Annotated in this window: 22 protein-coding genes; 7 read left to right on the top strand and 15 right to left on the bottom strand. The window is 64.8% G+C overall.

Annotation, left to right across the window (positions count from 1 at the left end):
- Positions 1-211: 211 nt before the first annotated feature.
- Both ACQKRQ_RS15275 and ACQKRQ_RS15270 read right to left on the bottom strand, forming a co-directional pair.
- Positions 212-877 carry an ureidoglycolate lyase gene (locus ACQKRQ_RS15275; RefSeq protein WP_427477913.1) on the bottom strand — a complete coding sequence of 222 codons (666 nt, stop codon included), beginning with the start codon at positions 875-877 and terminating at the stop codon, positions 212-214.
- A gap of 96 nt (positions 878-973) precedes the next feature.
- A complete protein-coding gene (locus ACQKRQ_RS15270; protein WP_427477911.1) occupies positions 974-1588 on the bottom strand; it encodes a TetR/AcrR family transcriptional regulator in 615 nt (204 codons plus the stop codon).
- Between the two features lie 85 nt (positions 1589-1673).
- On the opposite strand from ACQKRQ_RS15270, the gene ACQKRQ_RS15265 reads away from it, so the two are divergent.
- On the top strand, positions 1674-2804 hold the full coding sequence (locus ACQKRQ_RS15265) for an MBL fold metallo-hydrolase (RefSeq protein ID WP_427477909.1): 1131 nt from the start codon (positions 1674-1676) through the stop codon (positions 2802-2804).
- A 451-nt stretch (positions 2805-3255) separates the two neighbouring features.
- Here the strand turns inward: ACQKRQ_RS15265 and ACQKRQ_RS15260 are convergent, their stop codons facing one another.
- A complete protein-coding gene (locus ACQKRQ_RS15260; RefSeq protein ID WP_427477907.1) occupies positions 3256-4164 on the bottom strand; it encodes a LysR family transcriptional regulator in 909 nt (302 codons plus the stop codon).
- Positions 4165-4337: 173 nt separating this feature from the next.
- Between ACQKRQ_RS15260 and ACQKRQ_RS15255 the strand changes: the two genes are divergently transcribed.
- Positions 4338-5042, top strand: a complete 705-nt coding sequence (locus ACQKRQ_RS15255; protein ID WP_427477905.1) for an SDR family NAD(P)-dependent oxidoreductase — start codon at positions 4338-4340, stop codon at positions 5040-5042.
- A gap of 80 nt (positions 5043-5122) precedes the next feature.
- On the opposite strand, the gene ACQKRQ_RS15250 is transcribed toward ACQKRQ_RS15255, so the two are convergent.
- From ACQKRQ_RS15250 to ACQKRQ_RS15210, 9 genes are all read right to left on the bottom strand, one after another.
- Positions 5123-5476 (bottom strand): RidA family protein, encoded by a 354-nt coding sequence (locus ACQKRQ_RS15250; RefSeq protein WP_408175489.1) that lies wholly within the window; start codon positions 5474-5476, stop codon positions 5123-5125.
- 80 nt (positions 5477-5556) lie between these two features.
- Entirely contained in the window at positions 5557-6729 is a 1173-nt protein-coding gene (locus ACQKRQ_RS15245; RefSeq protein ID WP_427477903.1) for an NAD(P)/FAD-dependent oxidoreductase, read from the bottom strand.
- Positions 6722-8140: an FAD-dependent oxidoreductase gene (locus ACQKRQ_RS15240; RefSeq protein WP_427477901.1), complete on the bottom strand. Its 1419-nt coding sequence runs from the start codon at positions 8138-8140 to the stop codon at positions 6722-6724. Before ACQKRQ_RS15240 ends, ACQKRQ_RS15245 begins: the two co-directional genes overlap by 8 nt.
- Positions 8130-8510: a (2Fe-2S)-binding protein gene (locus tag ACQKRQ_RS15235; RefSeq protein WP_427477899.1), complete on the bottom strand. Its 381-nt coding sequence runs from the start codon at positions 8508-8510 to the stop codon at positions 8130-8132. The genes ACQKRQ_RS15240 and ACQKRQ_RS15235 overlap by 11 nt, the downstream gene beginning before the upstream one ends.
- Positions 8511-8517: 7 nt before the next feature.
- Positions 8518-9666 (bottom strand): NAD(P)/FAD-dependent oxidoreductase, encoded by a 1149-nt coding sequence (locus ACQKRQ_RS15230; protein ID WP_427477898.1) that lies wholly within the window; start codon positions 9664-9666, stop codon positions 8518-8520.
- Entirely contained in the window at positions 9663-10460 is a 798-nt protein-coding gene (locus ACQKRQ_RS15225) for an ABC transporter permease (protein WP_427477897.1), read from the bottom strand. The genes ACQKRQ_RS15230 and ACQKRQ_RS15225 overlap by 4 nt, the downstream gene beginning before the upstream one ends.
- 16 nt (positions 10461-10476) lie before the next feature.
- Complete coding sequence (locus ACQKRQ_RS15220; protein ID WP_427477895.1) at positions 10477-11349, bottom strand: ABC transporter permease; 873 nt, start codon at positions 11347-11349, stop codon at positions 10477-10479.
- Complete coding sequence (locus ACQKRQ_RS15215; RefSeq protein WP_427477893.1) at positions 11336-12415, bottom strand: ABC transporter ATP-binding protein; 1080 nt, start codon at positions 12413-12415, stop codon at positions 11336-11338. The genes ACQKRQ_RS15220 and ACQKRQ_RS15215 overlap by 14 nt, the downstream gene beginning before the upstream one ends.
- A gap of 57 nt (positions 12416-12472) precedes the next feature.
- On the bottom strand, positions 12473-13540 hold the full coding sequence (locus ACQKRQ_RS15210; protein ID WP_427477891.1) for an ABC transporter substrate-binding protein: 1068 nt from the start codon (positions 13538-13540) through the stop codon (positions 12473-12475).
- Positions 13541-13697: 157 nt separating this feature from the next.
- Between ACQKRQ_RS15210 and ACQKRQ_RS15205 the strand changes: the two genes are divergently transcribed.
- Together ACQKRQ_RS15205 and ACQKRQ_RS15200 are read left to right on the top strand one after the other, a co-directional pair.
- Positions 13698-14672 carry a LysR substrate-binding domain-containing protein gene (locus ACQKRQ_RS15205; RefSeq protein WP_427477889.1) on the top strand — a complete coding sequence of 325 codons (975 nt, stop codon included), beginning with the start codon at positions 13698-13700 and terminating at the stop codon, positions 14670-14672.
- A gap of 201 nt (positions 14673-14873) precedes the next feature.
- Complete coding sequence (locus tag ACQKRQ_RS15200) at positions 14874-15554, top strand: alpha/beta hydrolase (protein WP_427477887.1); 681 nt, start codon at positions 14874-14876, stop codon at positions 15552-15554.
- Between the two features lie 120 nt (positions 15555-15674).
- On the opposite strand, the gene ACQKRQ_RS15195 is transcribed toward ACQKRQ_RS15200, so the two are convergent.
- Positions 15675-15962, bottom strand: coding sequence for a hypothetical protein (locus tag ACQKRQ_RS15195; protein WP_106283485.1), 288 nt, complete (start codon positions 15960-15962; stop codon positions 15675-15677).
- A gap of 451 nt (positions 15963-16413) precedes the next feature.
- On the opposite strand from ACQKRQ_RS15195, the gene ACQKRQ_RS15190 reads away from it, so the two are divergent.
- Together ACQKRQ_RS15190 and ACQKRQ_RS15185 are read left to right on the top strand one after the other, a co-directional pair.
- On the top strand, positions 16414-19833 hold the full coding sequence (locus tag ACQKRQ_RS15190; protein WP_427477885.1) for a DUF2339 domain-containing protein: 3420 nt from the start codon (positions 16414-16416) through the stop codon (positions 19831-19833).
- The gene (locus tag ACQKRQ_RS15185) at positions 19830-21290 is read left to right on the top strand and encodes a DUF3999 domain-containing protein (protein ID WP_427477883.1); all 1461 of its coding nucleotides are present in this window, start codon (positions 19830-19832) and stop codon (positions 21288-21290) included. Before ACQKRQ_RS15190 ends, ACQKRQ_RS15185 begins: the two co-directional genes overlap by 4 nt.
- Before the next feature lie 27 nt (positions 21291-21317).
- On the opposite strand, the gene ACQKRQ_RS15180 is transcribed toward ACQKRQ_RS15185, so the two are convergent.
- Complete coding sequence (locus ACQKRQ_RS15180; protein ID WP_132374698.1) at positions 21318-21767, bottom strand: MarR family winged helix-turn-helix transcriptional regulator; 450 nt, start codon at positions 21765-21767, stop codon at positions 21318-21320.
- 62 nt (positions 21768-21829) lie between these two features.
- Entirely contained in the window at positions 21830-22975 is a 1146-nt protein-coding gene (locus tag ACQKRQ_RS15175; protein WP_427477881.1) for a glycerate kinase, read from the bottom strand.
- Between the two features lie 568 nt (positions 22976-23543).
- On the opposite strand from ACQKRQ_RS15175, the gene tig reads away from it, so the two are divergent.
- Positions 23544-24890, top strand: a complete 1347-nt coding sequence (tig, locus tag ACQKRQ_RS15170) for a trigger factor (protein WP_132374696.1) — start codon at positions 23544-23546, stop codon at positions 24888-24890.
- The last annotated feature ends 5 nt before the right edge of the window (positions 24891-24895 follow it).

Raw genomic sequence — 24895 nt, 5'->3', positions numbered from 1 at the left:
TCGGTGCGCGCCGGACCTTCCTGCAGAAATCCTTGGTACGGTTGACTGCCGCGCCTTGCGTCCTGGCGATGTCAACGCGCGCGGCTTCTTGCGATTCTACTGCCCGTCGTCGCGGCTTGCTCGTATGAGGGCAGAGGCGCAGTGACTGCGTCGCATTGTTGGCACGGGCGACGACAAAACCATCCGCGCTCTACCGCTGCAAGTTGCCGCGTCAACCAGACCGTTGCGCCTCACGGGCGATCGGCGCCTCGAGAAGACAACCGAACTCGCGGGCAAAGTCGACAGAGACCCGTGCATGGACGGCGCCCTGCTTGTCAAAGAACCGCTGGGTCCCGCCAAGAGCGAACACCCCTTCATGCCAGATGTTCGGATGGATGTAGAGACCCTGCTGTCCATCGAAGCGAAAGCACACGAACTTCTCCGGCGCAATGTCGTCGCCGGGCAATGCCAAGGGAACGTAGAACGGGCGATGGTCGAGAGGGAAGAACAGTTGCCCACCATCCGGGTGGTAGTTCGCGTGCCAAAGCAACATCCGTTCCGGTGCATGGGCGTTGTCGTCACGGGCAGCTTCAGGCTCTGTCGCGTAAGCAAGAATGTAGTCGCCGCCCACGGCCTCGTTTGAACCGTACAGAATGTCCCCGCGCCATTCGCTCACAAACGTGCCTTCGGTAGTGCCGGCCTCGTCACCGGTTCCGGCGTCTATGGGCCGTGTCCCCATTGCAGGCCACTGCACGATCTCGATCGGGCACTCGCTCGGATCCGCCACGAGCCTGCCAAATCCGTCAAGCGTTGTCGGGGTCGCGTCGACCACGGGCATCGACACGCGCCGGAGGCCAGGAGGAAGAGCGGGGTTGAGGTAGTCGATCTTTTGGGACATCGGCACAGTTTGAACGAGTCGAAAATCCAGATTGTAGACGCTCGAACAAGACGTTTGGCCGACCCTTATGCACATGAAAACGCTCCGGCGGTCCGCTCATGCGTAGCGTGCGAGGAACATGTCGGCGGCCGATTCCGCGACCTGCCTTTGCTCCCGTTCGCCGAGCGGCGCCTGGCCCATCGTCACCTGCGGCCAGAAGGCGAAGGCCTTCACCAGCGCCTGCAGTTGCAGCGCCGCGAAGAGCGGATTGTCGGTCTTGAGACGGCCGTCGGCGACGGCCGCCCGGATCCACACGGTCAGGTCTTCCTCGCGTTCGCCGAGGCGCGCGACCATGTCCCGCGCCCGCTCCGGCGAATGGATGCCGGCCGCGATCGCCACACGTGCCAGCGACAGAAAGGACTCGTCGTTCAAGAGCCGCAGCTTGCGGCCCAAAAGGTCGAGCAACTGCGCGCGCAACGGTTCGTCGGCGCGGTAGGCGGGCGCGTCGCCGCTCTGGCTCGCGTCCCACAACTGATGGAGAATCGCGGCGAAAAGGGCTTCCTTGCTTGGGAAATGGTTATAGACCGTACGTTTGGAGACGTTCGCGCGGGCGGCGATGCGGTCCATGCTGGTCGCGTCGTAGCCGGCCGCGAGGAATTCCTCGATCGCGGCGCCGACGATGGCGACCCGCTTGCGGTCAGTCAGGCGTTGATGGGTGGCACTGGGATCCATAAAAGGATTTTACACCGGGCAGTTTACTTTTCTCGAAAATAAACTACACTGGCTAGTGTACATTTATCTACGGATGGCCTGACTTATGACGTCGCTTCCCGCTGTTGTCAGCCGCATGCTTGGCTTTACCGCCGCGCGACGCGGTCGCGCGTTGTCCAGCACCTCGCCGCAGCACGACGGCGAACGCTTTCGCAACGTCAAGCCGCGTCCCGTCGAGGGCCTGCGCAAGACGCTCGGCATTGTGTGGAACGTGTTGCTCAACAAGCCGAACGGCACCGTTCCGACAGACGCGTTGCCCGTCGATGCGCTGACGCGTGCGCAGCTCGATGCGGCGCCCGACCGCAGCCTCTACCGGCTCGGTCATTCGACGATGCTGCTGAAGCTGCGCGGCCAGTTCTGGCTGACCGATCCTGTGTTCGCCGAACGTGCCTCGCCGTTCCGGCATCTCGGCCCGAAGCGCTTCCATGCGCCGCCGATCGCGCTCGCCGATTTACCGCCGTTGCGCGGCGTGATCCTGTCGCACGACCACTACGACCACCTGGACCGCGAAACCGTGCTCGCGCTCGCGCAGACCACCGGCGTGTTTCTGACGCCGCTCGGCGTCGGCGACCGGCTGATCGAATGGGGCATCGACGCATCGAAGGTGCGGCAGTTCGACTGGTGGCAGGGCGCCGAGGTCGATGGCGTGCAGTTCACCGCTACGCCCGCACAGCATTTTTCCGGCCGCAGCCTGTTCGACGGCAACAGCACGTTATGGGCGTCGTGGGTGATCGTCGACGATGATCTGCGTGTGTTCTTCAGCGGCGACACCGGCTACTTCGAAGGCTTCAGGACGATCGGCGAGCGCCTTGGGCCATTCGACGTCACGCTGGTCGAGACGGGCGCCTACGACGCGCAGTGGCCGTACGTTCACATGCAGCCCGAAGAAACCGTGCAGGCGCACATCGATCTGCGCGGCCGTTGGCTCGTGCCGATTCACAACGGCACCTTCGACCTCGCGATGCATCGCTGGCAGGAGCCGTTCGAAAGGGTGACGGGCCTGGCCCTCGCTCGCGGCGTCGTGTTGTCGACGCCCCGCATGGGCGAGCGGCTGGATCTGAGCGCGCCGCATCGCGGCGAGCGCTGGTGGCGCCACGTTGCCGAGACCGTCGCTGCACCGAAGGCCGCATGGCGTCTGTGTCCCGCGCGCAATGCCGGAGATGCGGAGTCTTCGTGATCTTTTGTGAGCGTCGCCTGTCTGAAGGCACGCTCACCTGGGGCCACACGGAGTGCATTGCGGGCATGACCATCGGCGCGCTGTCGACCGCCGGGTGATCTTCGGGCGGCTGCGTCGAACAGCAGCCAGATCAACCCGTCCGGGGTTCGTCGTCCCCGGTATTTAGTGTCGCGATGCGCACACGGTTGCGGCCTTCCCGCTTCGAACGGTAGAGCGCCTCGTCGGCGCGGTGCAGGATGCCTGGCTACCCCATGTAACGGAAATGCGCCAGGCACGCCGGCAACCGCGGCGTTGCGCCCAGCGATGCTAGCAGCAAACCTCGCTGCGGATTCGAGCGCTTTGACGAGCGGCACGGCTACCCGACCAGGCGTATCAGGCTGAATCCCCTAGCCCCCGCGCGAAGCTTTCAAAACACCCTGGCGAAACCGTTTGAGGCAAGCTCGACTTGCGTTCAGAACGGCACGTGCTGACGACACACGCTAAGCACCAGCTGCCGAAACCAACGATGAACAGGGTCATTCTCTAAACGAGGATGCCACATCTGAGAAATCGTAAAGCCATCAGTCACCACAGGAAGCTCGAAAGCGTAGACGGACGCGGCATGCTGAGCGTTCGCGAACGATGCAGGCAGGAGCGCAACCAGATCGGACGCGCGCGCCACCGCCAACGCGGCCGGAAAGCTGGGCACGACCGCTACGGTCGTTCGTTCCAACCCTAACAGGGCAACCGCAGCGTCGAGACAATCAATTATCTGGCGACCGTGCGGAGCGACTACGTGGCCAAACGCTGCGTATTGCTCGGTAGTCACTTGCTGTTTCATGTCGAGTGCATGTCCCTTTCTGACAACAGCGACGTAGCGGTCTCGAAACAATGCCCGGACGCGTATTTCAGGTCCCATTTCCTCTAGGACACCAATCTCGAGGTCGGCCGAACCATTTCGAAGATACTCCGCACTCTTTTCCGATTTGGACGAGAAGTGCAAACGCACAAGTGGCGCCACTGCAGTCACTTCAGCAATCAAGGGTGCACCGAGGGCTTCCACGAAAGCTTCATTGGCACGAATCCGAAAGGTTCTGCGCAACGTTGAAAAATCTGTCGCCACCGGCGACGGATGGAGCAAGGCGCGCGCCTCAAGAACAGTTGTGTGAGTCTGCTCACGAATCTCCTCGGCATACGGCGTCAGCACCATGTGGCGCCCGGCGCGGACCAACAATGGATCGCCGGTCGCAGCACGAAGGCGAGTCAGCGTGCGGCTCATTGCCGAGGCACTCAGATGCAGCGACCGGGCAGCGCGCGTCACGTTTTTCTCGGTCAGCAACGCATCGAGCGCGAAAAGTAGATTGAGGTCCGGTTCAGGCATCGCTTGATCGTAGTCAGCAAGGTGAGATAGGGCGTTCGATGCATATATTAGTTGCATTCAGCGCGGCTTCCGCCATCCCCGATGAACCGCTACATTGGTTTGCGTGATTGACCCAGGAGGATCGCTCCCGTTACGTTCAGGTTCGAGAGCGCCTTTGTTTATCGAGGATGCCAATGCAAAACACACTTTCGCAGAAAACCGTTCTCTTGATCGGCGCCTCGCGCGGCCTTGGCCTGGCGATGGTTGAGGAGTATCTGAAGCGCGGCTACCGAGTCATCGCCACCGCGCGAGCGGCCTCCACAGATAAGCTTCGGCATGCCGCGGAAGCGTCCGCTGGCGCGCTCGATGTAGAGACTGTCGATATCACGTTCCCCGAGCAGGTCGCAGCTCTGCGCGCCCGCCTTGAAGGACGGCGTATCGATGTGCTTTTTGTGAATGCCGGTGTCAAAAACGATGATGGTGAAACGATAGCGGACGTCTCGACCGAAGAATTTATACGGGTGATGGTAACGAACTCGCTGAGTCCCATGAGGGTCATTGACGTGCTTCAGGACCTCGTCCCGCCGACTGGAACGATCGGTGTCATGTCGTCGGGGCAGGGCAGTATCACCAATGCCACTAACGCGAATTATGAAGTCTACAGAGGGAGCAAGGCCGCGCTGAATATGTTCATGCGTACCTTCGCGGCGCGCAGCGCGAGTTATCCGCGCAGCCTCCTGATCATGGCGCCTGGATGGGTCCGCACAGACATGGGCGGCCCGACGGCGCGCCTGACGATCGGAGAAAGCATTCCGAACCTGGTCAATACGATCGAGGCTTATGAAGGGCGCTCCGGCTTGCACTACCTCGACTATCTCGGAAGGCCCGTGCCTTGGTGACGGGCCGCTTGCAAACTTGCGCCGCCTCACGCGGTACATCAGTGCAGATGTGATTACCTCGGGCGCGCTAACGGCATCTTTCAGCCAAGCGCCACGACCGCGATCTCGACGAGCAACTCGGGCGCGGCAAGCTTCGCTTGCACCGTCGCGCGCGCCGGTGCGTGGCCTTGCGGAACCCACGCGTCCCACACCTCGTTCATGCCTGCGAAATCGCGGGCAATGTCCGCGAGCCAGACTTGCGCGGAAACGAGGCGCGTCTTGTCGATGCCAGCCTTCTCCAGATAGCCGTCGATCTTTTCCAGCACCTTCGCGGTCTGGAGTTTCACGTCAGCGGTGTGATCGGCGGAAGTCTGGCCGCCGACGAACACGAGGCCGCCGGCTTTGACGACGCGGCTCATGCGTTGGTTGGTTTCGATGCGAACGATATCGGTCATGACAATCTCTCCACTTGAAGGCGAATGAGACCGCCGCGCGCTTCGACCGAAGGCGCGACGGAGCAAAAAAATAAAACCGGTTAGTGCGTCACGAGATGCGAAGCGCCCGTGCGGGAAGCCGCCGCGTCGCGGCCAAAGCGATCGACGGCAAACGCATCGAGCGAAATGGACGGCGCGCCGTCCAGCATCAGTTCGGACACGAGCTTGCCGCAACCCGGCCCGAGCTGAAAGCCGCTGCCGCAATAGCCGAACGAGTAATACAGATTCGACGCCTGGCGGCTCGCTGAAATCACCGGCAGCTCATCTTCCGTAAAAGCTTCGACACCGGCCCAAGCGCGGTTCACGCCGAGATTGCGCAGATGAGGAAACAGATCGGTCACGGTCCGTGCACTGCGCACGAGGCGGGCGAAGTCGACTTCGCCGTGACGGTTCGCCAGATCCGCGATGCCGATCAGTTTGCCGCCGATTACTACGGTGCCGTTGTCGAACTGCTTGAAGGACAACGGCCGGCCCGTTGCGCCGAGCGTCGCGTGGCAGAAGGGCGCGACGCGCTGCGTGACCATCAGCATCAAACCTTCGGCATGCACCGGCACCGGCTCGCCGACCTGTTTCGCCAATTCGCCGGACCATGCGCCCGCGGTGACGAGCAGCTGGTTCGCGCTGAACGTGCCATGCGGCGTGACGGCGAACCATCTGGTGCCGCGCTGCTCGATACGACGCACCGGCGTACCTTCCAGAAAACGCGCGCCGAGCCGCTGCGCGGCGAGCCGGAACGCCGTCGTGGTTCGATAAGGCAGCGCGTAACCGTCGCGCTCGACCCAGATGCCGCCCGTGACATGCCGCGCCAGCGCCGGTTCGAGTTCGAGCACGGTTTCGCGGTCGATCACCTTCTCGTGCGTGAATCCATGCGATTCGAGCAGCGCGACCCGCTGGCGGCACGCTTCGAGTTCGTCATCCGTTTCGGCGATCTTCAACTGACCGGAAGCAACGAAGCCGCCATTCTCGCCGAGCAGCTCGCTCATGCCGTGCCAGATTTCCCGCGACATCAGCGCGAGCGGAATTTCAGGCAACGGACGGCCCAGCGTGCGCACGCCGCCCGCGTTCACGCCCGACGAATGACGCGCGACATAATCGGCTTCGAGCACGATCACCTTCACGCCGCACCGCGCCAGGTGGAACGCGCTGCTCGTGCCATGCAGGCCGCCGCCGACCACGAGCACATCGGCTTCCTGGATGTCGGTCGGGTCACTCACCGGCGAGTTCTCCGAGCGTGAGCGGCTTGATCGGCGGACGGATGCGGTAATAGCCGACTTCGGCGGGCGAGACGCGGCGCGCATCGGCGATCACTTCCGTCACCGTGAGGCCGCACATGCGTCCCTGACACGGACCCATGCCGCAGCGTCCGAACGACTTTGCCTGATTCGGTCCGACGCAGCCGAGCTCGACGAACTTGCGCAACTCGCCCGCGGTGACTTCCTCGCAACGGCAGACGACGGTCTCGTCGCGCGGAATGCGGTTGATGTCGCGCGGACGATACAGGCTGTCGAGAAAAGGCCGGATGCGCATGACGCCCGCGAGCGCGCGGCGATGCGCGAGAGCTTCGGCATCGCGCGACCCGGACGTGATCGCGCCGAGCTGCGCAGCCGCCGCGAGACCCGCGAGCGTGCCCTGCAACGCTGCCGCCTGCGCGCCGCCGATGCCCGCGCCATCGCCCGCGACAAAGATGCCGGGCACCTCCAGTTCGCCCCACGCATCGACTTTCGGCGTGAAGCACAGTTGTGCGTCGTCCCAGCGGTGCGAGGCGCGCAGCGCTTGCGTGAATTGCGTGTTCGGCACGACGCCCTGATGCAGCAGGATCACATCGGCTTCGAGACGATGCGCCGTGCCTTGGGTAGTGAAGTGAAGCGCGGCGGCGCGCTCGATATGATCCGTGCCGATCCGTGCTTCCACGCGCAGATCGTCGGCTGCCTCGAAGATCGGCACGTTCGCTTCGCGCAGTGTGCGGATCAGTTGCAAGCCTTTGCTGAGGAACGGCCACGCGCGCAGCGCCGCCAGCATGTGACGCTTGGCGCGCCAGCGGTCTTCGTGGCGCGTGGTGTCGACCAGCGCGCGGATCGGCACGCCGGCGCGCACGTATTGCCAGCCGAGCAGATACAGCAGCGGTCCGCAGCCCGCGAGCACCGGCGGCGCGGCGGGCACTTCGCCCGCGCTCTTCAACAGGATCTGCGCCGCGCCCGCTGTCAGCACGCCGGGCAGCGTCCAGCCGGGAATCGGAAAGGGCCGCTCCAGCGCGCCGCTGGCGAGAATCACGCGTTGCGCGTCGAAGCTGCCGATCTTGCCGCCCTGCAGATAATTGACGCCGCGCTCGCGAGTAACCTGCCACACGCTCGCGTTCGTCAGGTGGCGCGCACCGGAGGCGGCGAACGCTTCGGCGACAGCCGCACCCGCCGCGTAGTCCGGCCCGAGAATCTCCTTGCGGCGCGCATCGGCGCGGCCGATGGCGCGATAGATCTGGCCGCCCACGGCGTCCTGTTCGTCGATCAGCACGGTCGTGAGGCCGGCGCGCGCCGCGCGCGTCGCCGCGCTCATGCCGGCGGGACCGGCGCCGACCACGACGACGTCGACGGCTTCGGAAGCGAAATCGGATGCGAAATCAGCGGTCATGGGCGTTCTCCAGCGGTGCGTCGGTCGTGGCACTCGCGCCGAAGTGCGGCAGATCGCGCGCGCCTTCCTGCGAGCGGATTTGCATGCCGGCTTTGACTTCGACCATGCAGGCCTGGCGGCTCGGCATGCCGTCGATCTCGACGAGGCATTCGAAGCACGCGCCCATCATGCAGAAAGGCCCGCGCGGTGCGCCGGATACAGGCGTCGCACGAAACCGCGACACGCCTGCGGCGAGCAGGGCCGCCGCTACCGAGCAGCCGCCCGGCACGGACAGCGGCTGATCGTTGAACCAGATGGCGACGTTCGTGGCGGCCGCGCCTTGCACGCCCGGCAGCGGCTTGAAAAGCGTGTGAGTCGATTGAGTAGTCATGTCGAATTCAATGAGCGGGAGTCAGTTCTCCGGCGTGCTCGAAGCGGCGCGCGGAGAAGTGGGGCAGTTCCTCGGGCATCGGCGCGCCCATGATCCACGGCGCGACGCGCAGCGCATGCGCGGCCGCCAGCGTCACGCCGCTATGGCAGGTGACGACGAACGCGCCGGGGTGCGCCTCGGAGTGGTCGTAGATCGGAAAACCGTCGGGGCTATAGACACGCAACGCGGCCCACATGCGCACGAGCCGCACGTGCTGCAACATCGGGAACGCACGAACGCCGCGCCGGGCGATGTCGGCAAGCACGTGCGTGGTGGTGAAATCGTTGAAGCCGACTTCTTCCATTGAATCGCCGAACTGCACGCTGCCCTCGTCTGTCTGGCGCACGTTGAGCGTCGGATAGTCGAGAAACCGCGCGACACGCTCGCTCACCAGCACCTGTCCGCGATTGGGCGCGACCGGCGCGTCGAGCCCGACGAACGGCGCGAGCGCGCGATTGCCGAGGCCCGCGGCGAGCACGACCCGCGCCGCGCGATAGGTCCCGCGCTTTCCGTGCACGACGAAGCCCTGCGCTTGCGGTTCGATGCGCTCCGCGCGTTCGCCCGACACGAGCCGCACGCCTCGCGCCTGCATGGCGGTATGCAGGCCGCGCAGGAGCTTGAGCGGATTCACGTGACCGTCCATCGGCGAATAGCTCGCGCCGATCACCGCGGGCCCGATTTGCGGAATGCGCGCGCGGACTTCGGCGGCGTCGAGCATCTGATACGGGTAATCGCCCAGTTCGGCTTGCAGCGTCGAGAGGCGCTTGTCGCGTTCAGCGAGTTCGTTGTCGTTGAAGCAGAAGTGAAAGCCGCCGGGTTGACGCAACGCCACGTCCACGCCCGTTTCCTTCAGCAGCGCTTCGGCGAGTCCCGGCCAGCGCGTGGCCGAACTGCGCGACCAGCGTGCATAAGGCGACAGGCCATAGCCCTTGCCCTGAATCCAGACGAGGCCGAAATTGCCGCGCGACGCGCGAAAGCCGCCGTCGTCCTCGTCGAGCACGGTCACGCGCGCGCCTTCGCGGGCAAGGCCGTAGGCCACGGCCGAACCGACGAGGCCGCCGCCCACAACCACCACATCCGCAGGGACGCCGGGGCGGGCGCTACTAGTCAATGTCATCGGGTTTCTCCGATCAGAATGCGATCCAGTCCGACCATGCGGTCGAGCAGGATCATCAGAAGGACCGTGCCGACGATCAGCACCGCCGACACCGAAGCGACCAGCGGATCGATCGTCTGCGCGATCTGGTTGTACATGGCAACGGGCAGCGTGGTCGTGCCGGGCGTCGCGACGAAGATGGTCATGGTCAGTTCGTCGAAACTCTGGATGAACGAGAGCACCCAGCCGCCCGCCACGCCGGTGCGGATCATCGGCAGGACCACGCGGCGAAACGCGGTGAAGCGGCTCGCGCCACAGGAGAGCGCGGCGCGTTCGGCATCGCGGTCGAGCCCGACGGCCGACGACAGCGCGAGCCGCAACGCATACGGCAGCACGATGATGACGTGCGCGCAGACCAGCGACCAGAACGATCCCGACAGATGCAGCAGCGAGAGAAAGCGCAGGAACGCGATGCCGAGCACGACTGCGGGAATCATCATCGGCGAAAGGAAGAAGCTCGTGAGCGCGGCGCGGCCCGGGAAGCGATAGCGCGCGATCGCCAGCGCGGCGGGCACCGCGAGCAGCACGCCGATGCTCGCCGCCGCGAACGCGAGCCGCACCGACAGCCAGAAGGCCGCCACGATGTCGCCGTTCTCGATGATCGCGCGGAACCAGCGCAGCGACGCGCCATCGAACGGCATCGAGATGAAGCCCTTGTCGGTGAAAGCCACCAGCATCACCACCGCGAGCGGCGCGAGGATGAAGGTCAGAAAGAACGCGTTGTAGAGGAGCCCGAGAATGCCGTTCTGTTTCATGATCGCTGTCTCCCGCTCAATCGAAGATGTGCTGGAAGCGGCGCTCGGCGAGGCGGCTGCAGCCCATCACGATCGCCACGTTGGCGATCAGCAGCAGCACGGCGATGCTTGCGCCGAGCGGCCAGTTGAGCGTGCCGAGGAACTCGTCGTAGGCGGCGGTGGCGACCACCTTGAGGCGCCGGCCGCCGATCAATGCCGGCGTGGCGAACGCCGATGCCGACAACGCGAACACGATGATCGAGCCCGACAGCACCCCCGGCATGATCTGCGGCAGCACCACGCGGCGGAACACCGCGAACGGCGAGCCGCCGAGCGAGCGGCCGGCCCATTCGACTTGCGGATCGAGCTTCTGCATGGTCGCCCAGACCGACATCACCATGAAGGGCACCAGCACGTGCGTGAGCGCGATGATCATGCCGGTCATCGTGAAGACGAGGCGGATGGGTTCGTCGGTGACGTGCAGGGTCTGGAGCAGGTTGTTCAGCACGCCGTTGTTGCCGAGCAGAATCTGCCAGCCGAGCGTGCGCACCACTACGGAGATGAGCAGCGGGCCGAGCACGATCAGCAGACACAGCGACTGCCACGGACGCTTCATGCGCGCGAGCACGATGGTCTCCGGCACGCCGAGCACGATGGACAGCAGCGTGACGGCGAAGGCGAGGCCGGCGGTGCGCAAAAAAATCGTGCCGTAGTACGGGTCGCTGACGACTTCCCAGTAGTTCGCGAGCGTATAGCCGGCGGTGACGCCCGCCGTATCGCTGAAGACGCGGAACGACAGCATCAGCGTGAGCAGCAGCGGCACCAGCAACAAGCCGACGAACAGCAGCAGCGCGGGCCCCGACAGCAGCCACGGCGCGGCGCCGGGACGGGCGTCGTCAAGCGTGGCCATGAGCGCTCTCCGGATTGTCTTGCGTGAGCACGCGCAGGTCGTCGTCGGTCCACGCGAGACCGACTTCGTGGCCTTCCCCGGGCGGCGGCGCGCCATGGTTCGGTTGCGCGACGCGCAACTTGCCGAGTTCGGTGTCGACTTCGAGCAGCCATTGATTGCCGACGAAGACACGCGTCGCGATGCGGCCGCGCACGCGCGCATCGCCATTGGCCAGATGAACCTTTTCCGGGCGGATATAGACGTTCACCGTGCCGTCGACGTGACGGCCTTCGTGCGGCACATGCAGCGTCGTGCCCGCCACGTCGATTTCCGCGCAGCGCGGGTTGCGGCGCAGCACTTCGCCAGAAAACGCGTTGGTGCGCCCGAGAAACGTCGATGCAAACGGCGTGGCGGGACGCTCGTACGCGTCATACGGCGTGCTGAGCTGCGCAATGGCGCCGCGATGCATCACCGCGATGCGGTCGCTCATGGTCATCGCTTCAACCTGATCGTGCGTGACGAGAATCGTCGTGATGCCGAGGCGCTTCTGGATCGCGCGCAATTCGATGTGCATCTCCTCGCGCAGCTTGGCGTCGAGGTTGGACATCGGTTCGTCGAGCAGCAGCAGTTCCGGCTGCATCGCGATGGCGCGCGCAATCGCCACACGCTGACGCTGGCCGCCCGACAGTTCCTTCGGATAGCGGTGGCCGAGGCCCTTCAGACGCACGAGCGAGAGCGCTTCGGCGACGCGCTCATCGCGCTCCTTGCGCCTGACCTTGCGCATCTCCAGTCCGAAGCCGACGTTGCCCGCCACCGTCATGTGCGGAAACAGCGCATAGCTCTGAAAGACCACGCCGATGCCGCGCTTCTCGGGACGCTCGTTGGTGATGTCGCGGCCATCGAGCAGAATGCGGCCCGTCGTCGGCGTGATGAAGCCCGCGACCATTTGCAGCGTGGTGGTCTTGCCGCAGCCGGAGGGGCCGAGCAGCGACAGCAGTTCGCCGCGTTCGACGGCCAGATCGAGTCGATCGACCGCCGTGAAATCGCCATAGCGTTTCGAGATGCCTTGCAGAGTCAGGAAGGCCATGCGCCTCGCTCCTTCATCAGATCGCGCGCCGCGCGAGGAACCTGCTGGTGCCGCACTTCAGCGTTCGACCGAACGGTTCCAGCGCTCGGTCCATTCGGTCCGATGCTGGTTGATCGTGGCCCAGTCCATTGCGGTCAGCTTCGAGATCTGCTCGGGACCGTAGGGCACGCGCGCGGCGATCTCAGGCGTGAGCTTGACGGTCCTGTTGACCGGACCCAGACCGATGCCTTGCGCCTGCAGTGCCTGCACTTCCGGGCTCAACAGGTACTGCACGAACTGCTGCGACAACTGCGGCTGCGCGTTCTCCGCGATCGCGCAGGCCGCCACCTGCAACGCGACCGCGCCTTCCTTCGGGTAGATGAACTTGAGCGGGAAGCCGGTGTTCTGCAAGGCGACCGCGCGGCCGCTGCCGTAGGGCGCGAGGATCACGTCGCCGGACTGCATCTGGCCGTCCATCTCGCCGGGCGTCGGCGCCCAGGACAGCACGTTCGGCGCGACTTTTTGGGTCATCGCGGTGAAGCCGGGATCGATGTTCTTCTCGCCGCCGCCGGACAGACGCGCGAGCATCACGAGCGTATGCAGACCATAGGTATTGGTGATCGGCGGCACGCCGAGTTTGCCCTTGATGCGGCTGTCGGTGAGCGCCTTCCACGAGTCGGGCGGCGGCAGGCCGGCCTTTTTGAAGGCCTCCTCGTTATAGCCGATGCCCGTCGCCACCATGCCGACGCCGATCGCGCTCGGCCCCAGCTTCGCGAGCGGGTACACGTCTTTCATCACGGGCGCGTCGTCGAGCTTCGCGCACAGGTTCAGCTGCATCGCCTGGTACATGGGACCATCGTCCATGACCGCGACGTTGATCTGCTGATGGCCTTTCTGCGCTTGCAGCTTGGCGAGCGTATCGCTCGAATTGCCCGCCACGTAGACGATCTTGACGTTATGCGCCTTCTCGAACGGTGGAATGATTTTCTGCCGGTAGAGCTGCTCGTTCGAGCCGCCGACGTTGGCGACATAGAGCGTCGTTTCGGCCTGCGCGAAGAGCGGAGCGGCAAGGGCGCAAGCGCATAAAAGCGCCGCGAAGGCAGGGTGGGACGGGGCGGACAGGCGGCGATGCAACGCTCTTCTCATGACGACGATCTCCAGTTCCGGTGTGGGGAGGCGGGCTTCGCTGCCCGTCGTTGGAATGCAGTGTCGCGCCGGCTGGTCATGTCGTCCAATACGAATAAAATACCTATCTATGCATGGATGATATGGGTTGCAGGACGTCGTCTAAGGGAGAATACGGATGAATCTCAAGCACATCGAGGCGTTCCGCGCGGTGATGGTGTCGGGGTCGATGACCGCCGCGGCCAAGGCGCTCTTCACGTCGCAGCCGAACGTGAGCCGTCTGATCGCGCAACTCGAACGCGACACGGGGCTGCAACTTTTTCAGCGCAGCGGCGTGCGGCTGATTCCGACGAGCGAGGGCGAAGCGTTCTTTCGCGAAGTCGAACGCGCGTTTGTCGGCTTGCAGGGGTTGGCGAACGCCGCGGCGCAGATTCGCAATCTCGGCAGCGGGCGTCTGCGCATCGCGGCGATGCCCTCCGCGGGCATGACGCTGGTGCCGCATGCCATCAAGCGGTTTGTTGAACTGTTTCCGGATGTCACCGTGTCGCTGCACGTGAATACGTCGGGCACGGTCAATCATTGGACGGCGTCGCAGTTTTGCGATCTCGGCGTCGCGGTGTATGTCAGCGAGGCGTCCGATTGCGAGGTCGAACAACTGGCGGACGTGGCTGCCGTGTGCGTGATGCCGGCGGCGCATCGGCTGGCGGCGAAGCGCAGCATCAAGCCGGAGGATCTGGAGGGCGAGTCGTTCATCTCGCTGTGTCATGGCGACGGCACGCGCGCCTTGATGGACGAGGTGTTCCAGCGCGCGGGCGTGCAGCGTGTCATGGCGATCGAGGCGCAATACACCGCGATGTGCTGCGAGATGGTTCGTCACGGCATGGGCGTAACGCTCGCGCATCCGATCGTCGCGCGCGACTTCGCCGGGCCGGAAATCGCGATTCGCCCATTCCTGCCGGCCACGCGCTTTCAGACCTATCTGCTGTTTCCTCCGCACAGGCCGCGAGAGCGGCTGGCGTCGGCGTTCGTCGAGGTCTTGCGAGCGCTGCACGAGGAACTGCTCGCTGAGGTCGTGGCGCCGGCGCGGAGCGCGGCGGGACGCGGGCGGGCGCGGTCGCGGTCGCGGGCGGAGGCGGGAGGAGACAGGCTTTGAATCGAACGGCCTGCAATTGACAACCGGAGGATCACGGCGCTTTGGAAGAAACAGGAGGCGAGCCGTGCTCGCGCCGTACTTTGATGACTGGGCCCGATGACAATCGAGATGACTGGTGTACCTTGTCTAACTTGGCGGTATATCCTCCCTGTACTCATTCCGATCCTCTGAACGTTTTCTGAAACCGAGTAATCGCGATACATGAACGAGCAACCGTCCACCATCGAAATTGAAAGTGCGCCGAATCCCAGGTTCGCCGTGATCCTGATGCACGGTCTCGGCGCCGACGCCAACGACTTCGTGTCGCTCGTGCCCGAACTGCGTCTCGCCGATGCGCCCGCCGTACGCTTCGTGTTTCCCAATGCGCCGGAGATTGCCGTTACCGCAAATAACGGCTATGTGATGCGCGCGTGGTATGACATCCGGTCGTTTCAGAGCATCAATGAGCAAGTCGACGAAGCGGGTATCGAATTGTCTTGCGCAACCGTGCGGCAATTGATCGAAGCGCAGAACCGGCGCGGCATTCCGACTTCGAACATCTTTCTCGCGGGTTTTTCGCAAGGCGCGGCGATGACCTATTCAGCGGGGCTGACGCACGCTGAGACACTTGCCGGCTTGATCGTGCTGTCGGGTTATGTGCCGTCGCCGGGCTTTATCGACAGCCGCTTGAGCGCTGCGAACCGTGGCACGCCGATCTTTGCCGCGCATGGCATGTACGACGACGTGTTGCCGATCCAGTTAGGCGAGGCCGCGCGCGACTTTGCGATCACGCGAGGTTGCAAGGTCGACTGGAGCGCGTATCCGATGCCGCATTCAGTGTGCGGGGAGGAGATATCGGCGCTGCGCACGTGGTTCGGCACAATTCTCGCAGCGTCGTCCTGAAGGGTGTAGGCGTTCGACCTTCTCCTTCGCACCGTCTATTCGCAGAAGAAAACCCCGTTGAATCCGTGGACTGACAGGGTTCCGTTTTTCGGCGCTACCGGCGGCGCGGTCTGGCCGGGCTCAGGCGTCCGGCGTTTGCGCAGGCGCTTGCGTGCCCGGCAGGTCCGCTTGCGCGGCGCCTTCGAGAAAGCGGCGGGTCGATTCGAACGCCTGCAGCATCGGCTCGGGCCACGGCGTTTGCAGCATGACCGCCTGATGGTTTTCGAACGCCGACGACAACAGCTTCGCCAGCTCAGGCGAGCGCAGATGACGCAGCAGCACGCTAACCGCAATCGCCGTGGCCTGGCTCGCGCCGGCCGTCTGGAGTTCCGAAGCGGTGAGGGCCGCGACCTGTTTGTTGATGTCCACTGCAACTTCCTTGGATGAAATGTGAGAGATGGATGGCCCGATGGCCGGTGCCGAATTTTGACATGGTTGGCCGCTCGTCGTGAGCAGCCGGCGGTGCGAGTCTATATTGACGACCTCACGCAGGCCGAGCGTTACCCGTATGAGATGCTTTCCGGTAATGGCCATTGCCACAGTTTGCTAATTCGCCCGCTGAATTAATCGGGGTATTCGCTAGCGCGGCTTGCGCGGCTGCGGGAATCAATTCGCTGGGTATCAATGGCGGAATGTCGTAGGAAAAATCATTAAGCATCGTTGCATATTCGCTATTCACCGCGTTGTTGGCTCGAAAGCGCGATTTGCATGGTATTCTGCGCGCCGATTTTCGCCGTATCGTTGACGTAGTACTCGCGGATTGATCCGTGCGTGACCAAACAGATCTCGCTACAGAACACAATAAAAAGGTGGGGGTGCGATGAGCGTGATATTGACCGTGCTTGGCGCGGTGGTCGGCATGCTGGCCGCCTTATCGAACGATTTTTCGATCAGCCTCGGTGCACTGCTGGGCGCCGTGGCCGGTTTCGCGTTTTCGCGTTTGCTGCAAAAGAAGTCGTCGGGTGCCGCGACGGAATCTGCTGCCAAAGCGGCCGCGAGTGATAGCTGGAATTCTCCGGGTGAACTGGCGGCGCGCGTCGAGCGGCTCGAACGCGAGATCGTCGTGTTGCGCGGCGAGATTCGTCAGTTGCGTGCGGGCGGCGTCGAGGGCGCTACGGATACCACTACGCAGGCCGCCGATAGTGCGGCGTTCAAGCCGCGGCCGGCGGACGCCGCGTCGAGTCCTTACGCGATCCCGCCTGCAAATGAGCAGACGGCACGTTCGCAGCCTGCGGTGCTGACGATGCAACTCGCTGCCGCGCGCTCACCGACAAGCGCCGAAGCCAGCGTGCCGGGCTCCCAGAGTGCGGCGCGCACAGCCGGCGCACCCGGCACTCCAAGCACGCGAGGGGCACCAGGCGCACCAGGCGCCACACCGGCCACGTCGACCGCACCGCTGGTTTCAGACCAGCCGACAACGTCAGCGCCGCTGCCTCCCGTACCACCTTCACCACCCGCGCCCCCGCGTGGCCCCGGTCTCGCCGAACGTCTCTTCAAAGCGGGCCGCGACTGGCTTCTAGGTGGCAACACGGTCGTGCGCGTCGGCATCATCGTGCTGTTTTTCGGCATTGCCTTCCTGCTCAAATACGCGGCCGACAACAGCCTGCTGCCGATCGAATTCCGCCTCGCCGGTGTAGCGCTCGCCGCGACGGCCTTGCTCGTGCTCGGCTGGCGTATCGGCGTGCGACGCGGTGCGTACGGTCTGATCCTGCAAGGCGGCGGCGTCGGCGCGCTGTATCTGACCGTGTTCGCGGCCACGAGGCTTTACCACTTGCTACCGGCGGGCGCAGCCTTGCCGCTGATGGTCGCGATCTGCGCGCTCAGCGCGTTTCTGGCGGTGCGGCAGAACGCTTCGTCGCTGGCCTTCATGGGCAGCGCGGGCGGTTTTCTCGCGCCGGTGTTGCTGTCGACGGGCGGCGGCAGTCATGTGATGCTGTTCAGCTACTACGCGCTGCTCAACGCGGGCATCTTCGCGATCGCCTGGTTCAAGGCGTGGCGCCCGTTGAATCTGCTCGGCTTCGTATTCACGTTTTCGATCGGCGCCGCGTGGGGCGTGATGGCCTACCGCCCCGAGCTGCTCGCGAGCACCGGGCCGTTCCTGATTCTGTTTTTCCTGATGTACGTCGGCATCGCGCTGCTCTACGCGGTACGGCGCGAAATCGCGCTCAAGCATTACGTCGACGGCACGCTGGTGTTCGGCACGCCGCTGGTGGCGATCGGCCTGCAAGCCGCGCTGATGAAGAACACCGAATTCGGCCTGGCGTGGAGCGCGGTGGCGCTGGCCGCGTTCTATCTTGCGATCGCGGGCTGGCTCTCGCGGCGCCGCGAACGCCTCGGCATGATGTTCGAGGCGATGCTCGCGCTGGCGGTGATCTTCGCCACGCTCGCCGTGCCGCTCGCATTCACCGGACCGACGACGAGCGCGACCTGGGCCATCGAAGGCGCGGCGATCACCTGGCTCGCCGTGCGTCAGCGGCGCCTGAGCGCGTTTGGCTTCGGCCTGCTGTTGCAACTGGCGGCGGCGGGCGCCTACGCGATCGGCACGATCACGCAGAGCTCCGACGCGAGCGTCTGGCCGGTCCTGAACGGCGCCTATATCGCGTCCGTGCTGATCGCGCTCGCGGGCATCTTCACGGGATGGCGTTTGCACGGCCGCAGCGAAGCAGGCGAGTGGCACCTGTGGATGCCGCAGATCGGTCTCGTCGCCAGCGTGTGGGGTTTGTTGTGGTGGACCTTCGGTGGCCTGTACGAAATCCATGCGTACACGAGCGCTCATCCTGGCTACGGCCACGCCCGCTTCGACACCGCGGCCGTCGCACTCTTCGCCGTGCTGACGGCGTGGCTCGCTCACGGCGCGCGCCGCACGCTGCGCTGGCCGCTTGCCGGATTGCCGGCGCTGGCGCTCGTGCCGGTCCTCGCGCTGCTGACCGCGGAGCTTTTCACGTTGGGCATGGCGCCCGTGAGCGGCTACGGCTGGCTGGTCTGCGCGCTCGCAGCGCTCTCGGCGTATGCGTTGTTGTGGCGTCAGCAGCGCGACGTCAGCGATATCCTGCTCGCGCCGCTGCATACGCTGATGTTCTGGACGGCCGGCGCGCTCGCCGCGCTCGAAGGCTACTGGGCATTGCGGGCCTACGTGCCCGAAGGCGCGTGGAGCTGGAGCGCGTGGGCGTATGGCTTCGGTGTGCTGCTGCTGTTGCTGGCGGGCGCCGGCCATCGTCTGCGCTGGCCGGTCGCGCGCTTCATGCAGGCGTATCAGGTGTGGGCCGCGGCGCCGCTCGCCGTCCTGCTGTGGGCGTGGAGTATCACGAGCGTGACGAGCGACGGCAGCGCCGCGCCGCTCGTGTGGTTGCCGATCCTCAATCCGCTCGACGTCGCGCAGATCCTCGTGTTCGTCGCCCGCGCGGTATGGCTGCGCAGACTACGCGCATTGGGTGTGCAATGGCATCCGCGCGCCTTCGATTACCTGGTGCTCGCCACGCTGTTTCTATGGTTCAACGCGCTGCTTTTGCGCACGCTGCATCATCACTTTCACGCGGCGTACGATGTCGATGCGGTGCTCGCGTCGTTCAGTCTGCAGCAGGTGTTTCTGGTCGGCTGGAGCGCGTTTGCTTTTGCCGGGTTGTGGCTCGCGCGCCGCGACAGTATCGTGCGGCTGTGCGCGATCGCCTCGACGCCGCTCGTGCTGGTGATGTGGATATGGACGTTCTTTGCGAACCTGACGCAGGACGGCGGCACATGGGCGCGTCTGCCGTTGCTCAATCCGCTCGACCTGGTGCAGGCGCTGATATTCGCGCTGGCGGCGTTCTGGCTCGTGCGGATTCACCGGCTAGGCGTGCCGATCGGCGAATATCGCGTGCCGTTGCAGGTGGCGGCCGGCGCGACCGGATTCTTCTGGCTGAACGCCATGCTGCTGCGTACGCTGCATCATTGGACGGGAGTGCCGTACCAGCTCGAGACCATGTCACACTCGATGCTCGTGCAGGCGTCAATATCGGTATTCTGGACCGTGTGCGCGCTTGCCATGATGATCTGGGCGACGCGCCGCGCGAGCCGGATCTTCTGGTTCATCGGCGGCGCGCTGCTGGCGGTGACCGTGGTCAAGCTGTTCCTGTTCGACCTGTCTCACGTGACCGGAATCGAGCGGATCGTTTCGTTTATCGGCATCGGGTTGATGTTGTTGCTGATCGGCTACTTCTCGCCGTTACCGCCTAAGGCTCTGGTCGTGGAAACTAAGCAATGAAGCGTGTCTTTACATTGACCGGCTGGTGTTTTGCGATCGTGGCGACGTGGGCGTCCGCGCCCGCGGTCGCGGCCGACGACTTCGCGCAGCATTTTGCGCTGCAACTCGACGAGGGCGCCGCGTACTACAGCGTGACGCTGCCGGCAACTGTCTACGCGGCAAGCCAACGTCACGATCTCGGCGACGTGCGCGTCTTCAATGGCACCGGCGAACCCGTGCCGTACTCACTCGATGCGCCACGCGAGCCTGCCCGCACGCCGCCCACGCTGCGTCCGGTGCGCTGGTTTCCGTTGCCGCCCGCGGCCTCCGGCAGTTCCGGCGCGCCGCTCGGCGTGACGATCGCCGCCGACGGTTCGCTGCGCGCGACCTCGGCTCCGCCCTCCCGCGCGCAACACGACACCGACCTGATCGACCTCGGACGCGCGTCGCGTACCAGCCGCGTGAGCGCGTTGCTCGTGCACCTGCGCGACGACAATTACCAGGGGCGCGTCACGGTCGAAGCGAGCGACGACTTGCGGCACTGGCAACCCGCCGGCGATGCGCAACTTCTCAAGGTCAGCTACAACGGCAGCACGCTGAGTCAGGACCGGATCGAACTGGACGGCATGCGGGCGCGTTACCTGCGTTTGCGCTGGCTCGACGGCGCGCCGTATGTCGAGTCGTTGGACATGGAGATACAGGCGCTGGCCGCCGACGCCGCGCAACGCGCCGAGCGGACGTGGCGCGAAGGCATCGTCGCGCACGCGGGGCCGAAACCCGGCGAGTATTTCTTCAGCACCGGCGGCCCGTATCCCATCGACCGGTTGCGCCTGAATCTGCCTCAGCCGAATACGGTTGCGCCTGCGGTCGTCTATTCGCGAGCGGGGCTGGATACGCCGTGGCGCGAAGTCGCGGGCGCGACATTGTTCCGCCTGCACAACGGCGACGTGGAGCAAAGCAATCCTTCGCTTGAATTGACGCCCGACACGGATCGTCAATGGCGCGTGGTGGTCGACCCGCGCAACGGTGGACTCGGCAGCGGCACACTGACCATTGCCGCGGGCTGGCGTCCGGCGACGCTGACGTTCGTCGCGCGTGGGACCGCGCCGTTCACGTTGGCGGTGGGTAGCGCGACGACGGTGTCCTCGGCGGTGACCCGCGACGAGCTGTTGATGGGTGCCTCAGCAGTCCCTGCGACGGCGCGCCTGGGTGATGCGCTGTCACCGGAGCAGGCCGCGAGGGCGCAGTCCGCGAAGGATCCCGATGCGATGCGCCGCTACCTGTTGTGGGCGGCGCTGCTACTGGCAGTCGGTTCGCTCGCGGCGATCGCGTGGCGGCTCGCGCGTGGTGCTCATGCGCAGGCGGGCGTTACGCCCGTTGGCGCACCTGGCGCGTCGAAAGGGTCCGGGGTAGCGGGCGCGGCGGCTAGCGATCCCGGCGCGGGCGACGCGAACGGGCAGGGCGAGCGCAAAGGCTGAATTCAGCGCCCGCATGCGGCGCGCAGGTCACTCCTCGCGCGCCGTCATCGTGCCGATGATCTTGTCGAGCGCGTCGCCGAAGGCGAGCTTCTCCTGCTCGTCGAGACAGTCGAACATATCGCCGTTCCATTTGCGCGCGATCGGCATCACCTTCCGATACAGCGCGCGGCCCTCGGGAGTGAGCGACACCAGCACGACGCGGCCGTCTTCGGCGCTCGCCTCGCGTTTCACGAGTCCCTGCTTGATCAACGCCTCGGCGGCGCGGCTTGCCTGGCTTTTGTCGAGATTGGCATGCCTTGCCAGTTCCATGATCGAGAACGGCCCGAACGATCCCACCGACGCAATCACGCGCGCTTCAGGCAAGGTCACGCCGAGCTTGTTCTGATAGCGTTCGCTGATGCCGCGTTCGGCGAGTTTGTTGAGGACATGCAGACGGTACGTCAGGAACTGTTCGAGCCCGGCTTTGGCGTCCTTCATGGTCTTCCCGTAGTGTGTGAGCGGTCGCGGCGCTGTGATTGTTGCCGCAACCGTCTTGCCGGTCAACGCGTGCCGTATTTCAGGCGCGTCAACTGTTCGGCTTCGTCCGCCAACAGGCGTGCCGCGTCGCGGATCGCGACTTCGAGCGTGATCGGTCCAGGCGCCGGCGAGAAGCAGCCGCTGAAATATTCGGCGAGGCGCGGCAAGGCGGCGGAGTCGACGCCACCCGAGAGGAGGGTGGCCGGCACGCCGGCAGCCTGTGCGTGACGGCAGGCGATGAAGGGTGCCTTGCCGTGCAGCGTTTGCACATCGGAACGGCCTTCGCCGGTGATCAGCCAGTCCGCGCCTTCGAGCGCGGCGTCCAGCCCGATTTGTCGCGCGACGGTTTCCGCGCCCGGTTCGAACTGCGCGGCAAGCATATGCAGCGCGAAGCCGAGGCCACCGGCCGCGCCCGCGCCGGGCAGTTCGCGCGCCGTGCGGCCGAGCGCCGGTTCGAGCAGATCGGCGAAACGGGCCAGCGCTGCGTCGATCGCGGCCACCTGGTCCGGTTTCACGCCCTTTTGCGGACCGAACACCGCGGTGGCGCCGTGATCGCCGGTAAGCGGATTGTCCACATCCGACATGCCGACGAACTGCGTGTCGGCGAGACGCGCGTCGAGTTGCGACACGTCCACTCGCGCGAGACGGGCGAGCTGTTCCGGCGTGGCGTCGAGTTCATTGTCCTGGGCGTCGAACAGCTTGAGGCCGAGGCCGGCCAGAAGGCCCGCGCCACCGTCGTTCGTGCTGCTGCCGCCAAGCGCGACGAAAAAGCGCCGCACGCCGGCGTCCATCAGCGCGCGAATCGCTTCGCCCATGCCGCGCGTGCTGCGCGCCTCGACGGGCACGCCCATTCCCACCGGGTCCGTAATGCCGACGACCTCCGCCGTTTCGATGATCGCGCTGCCGTCGGCGAGCAGACCCGTGAGCGCGTCGCGCACCGGACCGGCCGCGCCGCGCACGCTCAGGGTGCGGCGTTCGCCGCCGCCCGTGAGCATGGCGTCGAGCGTGCCTTCGCCGCCGTCGGCCATCGGGCAGATGCGCACGTCCGCGTCAGGACGGGCGCGCTGGATGCCCGCTGCGATCGCTTGCGCGACCTGTTCCGCGCTGAGCGAGCCTTTAAAGGAATCGGGAGCAATGACGACGACGGGCGAGGACGGCGAATTCGGCATGGTGTCTCTGAATGGTTGGAATCGTTGCGAGGGCGGGTGAAATGTCGGGATGCGCGCTCAGCCCCGAGCGCGTCCATTAGCTTATCAGCATGGGCGCGCCGACTGAATATGTCGAATGGCATAGCCAGCATTGACAGCGTCAGCGCGCGCACGCGCGGCGCGTGCTTTAGCTTTGCTCTTGCTTTCGTCCGCGCCGGGTGATGGAAGCGAAGCTGTCGGGAAAAATTCGTGCAGACAGGCGCGGCGTCATAGCGGCGCGACACCCCGGCCGCACTGGAACAGTGCGCAAACGGGCCTGAAACAGCGCGGAAAGCGGCCGGAATCCGAGCAAAATCGCGATTAAAACGCGCCCATTCATCGAATCCCGGCTAGGCGCGCAAATAGTTTGCTAAAATATTCGGCTCTTTGGACCCAACCGTGCTGCCGGCGGCCTGCAAGCCCGCGGCGCAGGCGCGCAATCGAGGCGAAGCGATCAACACGCGACCAAAAACGCGAGATCGCGCGACATCGACAAGCGGCACGGAGAAGATAACTGATTCGCTCGAATAATTTTAGGACGATTGAAGCCATGGCTAACGTTGTTGAAAACCTCGGCAAGCTCGAACGCCGCGTAACGATTTCCCTGCCGAAGGACGCCGTGCAGAAGGAAGTGGACTCGCGTATCCGTCAACTCGCGAAGAACGTGCGCATGCCGGGTTTCCGCCCGGGCAAGGTGCCGCTCAAGATGGTGACGCAACAGTATTCGGGCCAGGTGGAAGCCGAAGTGCTGAGCGACAAGGTCGGCAAGGAATTTTTCGACATCAGCCGCGCCGAAAACCTGCGCGTCGCCGGTCAGCCGAGCTTCGCGCCGAAGGCCGAGGCCACTGAAGGCGACTACGCGTTCGACGCGACGTTCGAGGTGTATCCGGAAGTGAAGCTGGGCGACGTCGCCACGGCTGAAATCGAGCGCACCACGACCAGCATCAGCGAGGCGGAAATCGACCGCACGCTGGACATCCTGCGCAAGCAGCGCGTGCACTTCCACGCTCGCGGCGAAGCCGGCGAGCACGGTGATGGCGGCGGCGACACGGCAGCGAAAGAAGGCGATCGCGTGACGGTCGACTTCGTCGGCAAGATCGAAGGTGAAGTGTTCCAGGGCGGCAGCGCAGACGACTTCGCGTTCGTGCTGGGCGAAGGCCGCATGCTGCCGGAATTCGAAAAGGCAGCCACGGGCCTGAAGGTCGGCGAGTCGAAGGAATTCGATCTGGCGTTCCCTGAGGACTATCACGGCAAGGACGTTGCCGGCAAGACCGCGCAATTCACGATCGCGATGAAGAAGATCGAGTGGCCGCATCTGCCAGAAATCGACGCTGAATTCGCGAAGTCGCTCGGCATCGAAGACGGTGATCTGACCAAGATGCGCGCCGAGATCAAAGACAATCTCGAGCGCGAAGCGAAGCGCCGCACGCAAGCCATCGTCAAGAACCAGGTGATGGACGCGCTGCTGAAGATTTCCGAACTGGACGTGCCGAATGCACTGATCGAACAGGATCAGGAACGCCTCGTCGCGATGGCGCGTCAGGATCTGGAGCAACGTGGCGTGCCGAACGCCAAAGATGCGCCGATCCCGGCTGCCATGTTCAAGGAACAGGCTGAGCGCCGCGTCAAGCTGGGCCTCGTGCTGGCCGAGCTGGTCAAGGCCAACGAACTGCAAGCCAAGCCGGAGCAGATTCGCGCCGAAGTGGACGAGTTCGCGAAAAGCTACGAAGACCCGAAGGAAGTCGTCCGCTGGTATTATTCGAACCAGCAACGTCTTGCCGAAATGGAAGCGTACGTCGTTGAAGCCAACGTCGTCGATTTCGTCCTCAGCAAGGCCAAGGTGACGGACAAGGAAGTGAGCTTCGAAGAACTGGCAAGCGCAACGGCGCAAGCGTAAGCGTC

Source organism: Paraburkholderia sp. NPDC080076 (assembly GCF_050281145.1).
Lineage (GTDB): Bacteria > Pseudomonadota > Gammaproteobacteria > Burkholderiales > Burkholderiaceae > Paraburkholderia.
This window is presented reverse-complemented; position numbering and strand designations above follow the sequence as displayed.

Bases quoted from the DNA above. Each gene is read 5' to 3' on its own strand.
- ACQKRQ_RS15275 (WP_427477913.1), bottom strand. From the start codon at position 877: ATGTCCCAAAAGATCGACTACCTCAACCCCGCTCTTCCTCCTGGCCTC.
- ACQKRQ_RS15270 (WP_427477911.1), bottom strand. From the start codon at position 1,588: ATGGATCCCAGTGCCACCCATCAACGCCTGACTGACCGCAAGCGGGTC.
- ACQKRQ_RS15265 (WP_427477909.1), top strand. From the start codon at position 1,674: ATGACGTCGCTTCCCGCTGTTGTCAGCCGCATGCTTGGCTTTACCGCC.
- ACQKRQ_RS15260 (WP_427477907.1), bottom strand. From the start codon at position 4,164: ATGCCTGAACCGGACCTCAATCTACTTTTCGCGCTCGATGCGTTGCTG.
- ACQKRQ_RS15255 (WP_427477905.1), top strand. From the start codon at position 4,338: ATGCAAAACACACTTTCGCAGAAAACCGTTCTCTTGATCGGCGCCTCG.
- ACQKRQ_RS15250 (WP_408175489.1), bottom strand. From the start codon at position 5,476: ATGACCGATATCGTTCGCATCGAAACCAACCAACGCATGAGCCGCGTC.
- ACQKRQ_RS15240 (WP_427477901.1), bottom strand. From the start codon at position 8,140: ATGACCGCTGATTTCGCATCCGATTTCGCTTCCGAAGCCGTCGACGTC.
- ACQKRQ_RS15235 (WP_427477899.1), bottom strand. From the start codon at position 8,510: ATGACTACTCAATCGACTCACACGCTTTTCAAGCCGCTGCCGGGCGTG.
- ACQKRQ_RS15230 (WP_427477898.1), bottom strand. From the start codon at position 9,666: ATGACATTGACTAGTAGCGCCCGCCCCGGCGTCCCTGCGGATGTGGTG.
- ACQKRQ_RS15225 (WP_427477897.1), bottom strand. From the start codon at position 10,460: ATGAAACAGAACGGCATTCTCGGGCTCCTCTACAACGCGTTCTTTCTG.
- ACQKRQ_RS15220 (WP_427477895.1), bottom strand. From the start codon at position 11,349: ATGGCCACGCTTGACGACGCCCGTCCCGGCGCCGCGCCGTGGCTGCTG.
- ACQKRQ_RS15215 (WP_427477893.1), bottom strand. From the start codon at position 12,415: ATGGCCTTCCTGACTCTGCAAGGCATCTCGAAACGCTATGGCGATTTC.
- ACQKRQ_RS15210 (WP_427477891.1), bottom strand. From the start codon at position 13,540: ATGAGAAGAGCGTTGCATCGCCGCCTGTCCGCCCCGTCCCACCCTGCC.
- ACQKRQ_RS15205 (WP_427477889.1), top strand. From the start codon at position 13,698: ATGAATCTCAAGCACATCGAGGCGTTCCGCGCGGTGATGGTGTCGGGG.
- ACQKRQ_RS15200 (WP_427477887.1), top strand. From the start codon at position 14,874: ATGAACGAGCAACCGTCCACCATCGAAATTGAAAGTGCGCCGAATCCC.
- ACQKRQ_RS15190 (WP_427477885.1), top strand. From the start codon at position 16,414: ATGAGCGTGATATTGACCGTGCTTGGCGCGGTGGTCGGCATGCTGGCC.
- ACQKRQ_RS15185 (WP_427477883.1), top strand. From the start codon at position 19,830: ATGAAGCGTGTCTTTACATTGACCGGCTGGTGTTTTGCGATCGTGGCG.
- ACQKRQ_RS15180 (WP_132374698.1), bottom strand. From the start codon at position 21,767: ATGAAGGACGCCAAAGCCGGGCTCGAACAGTTCCTGACGTACCGTCTG.
- ACQKRQ_RS15175 (WP_427477881.1), bottom strand. From the start codon at position 22,975: ATGCCGAATTCGCCGTCCTCGCCCGTCGTCGTCATTGCTCCCGATTCC.
- tig (WP_132374696.1), top strand. From the start codon at position 23,544: ATGGCTAACGTTGTTGAAAACCTCGGCAAGCTCGAACGCCGCGTAACG.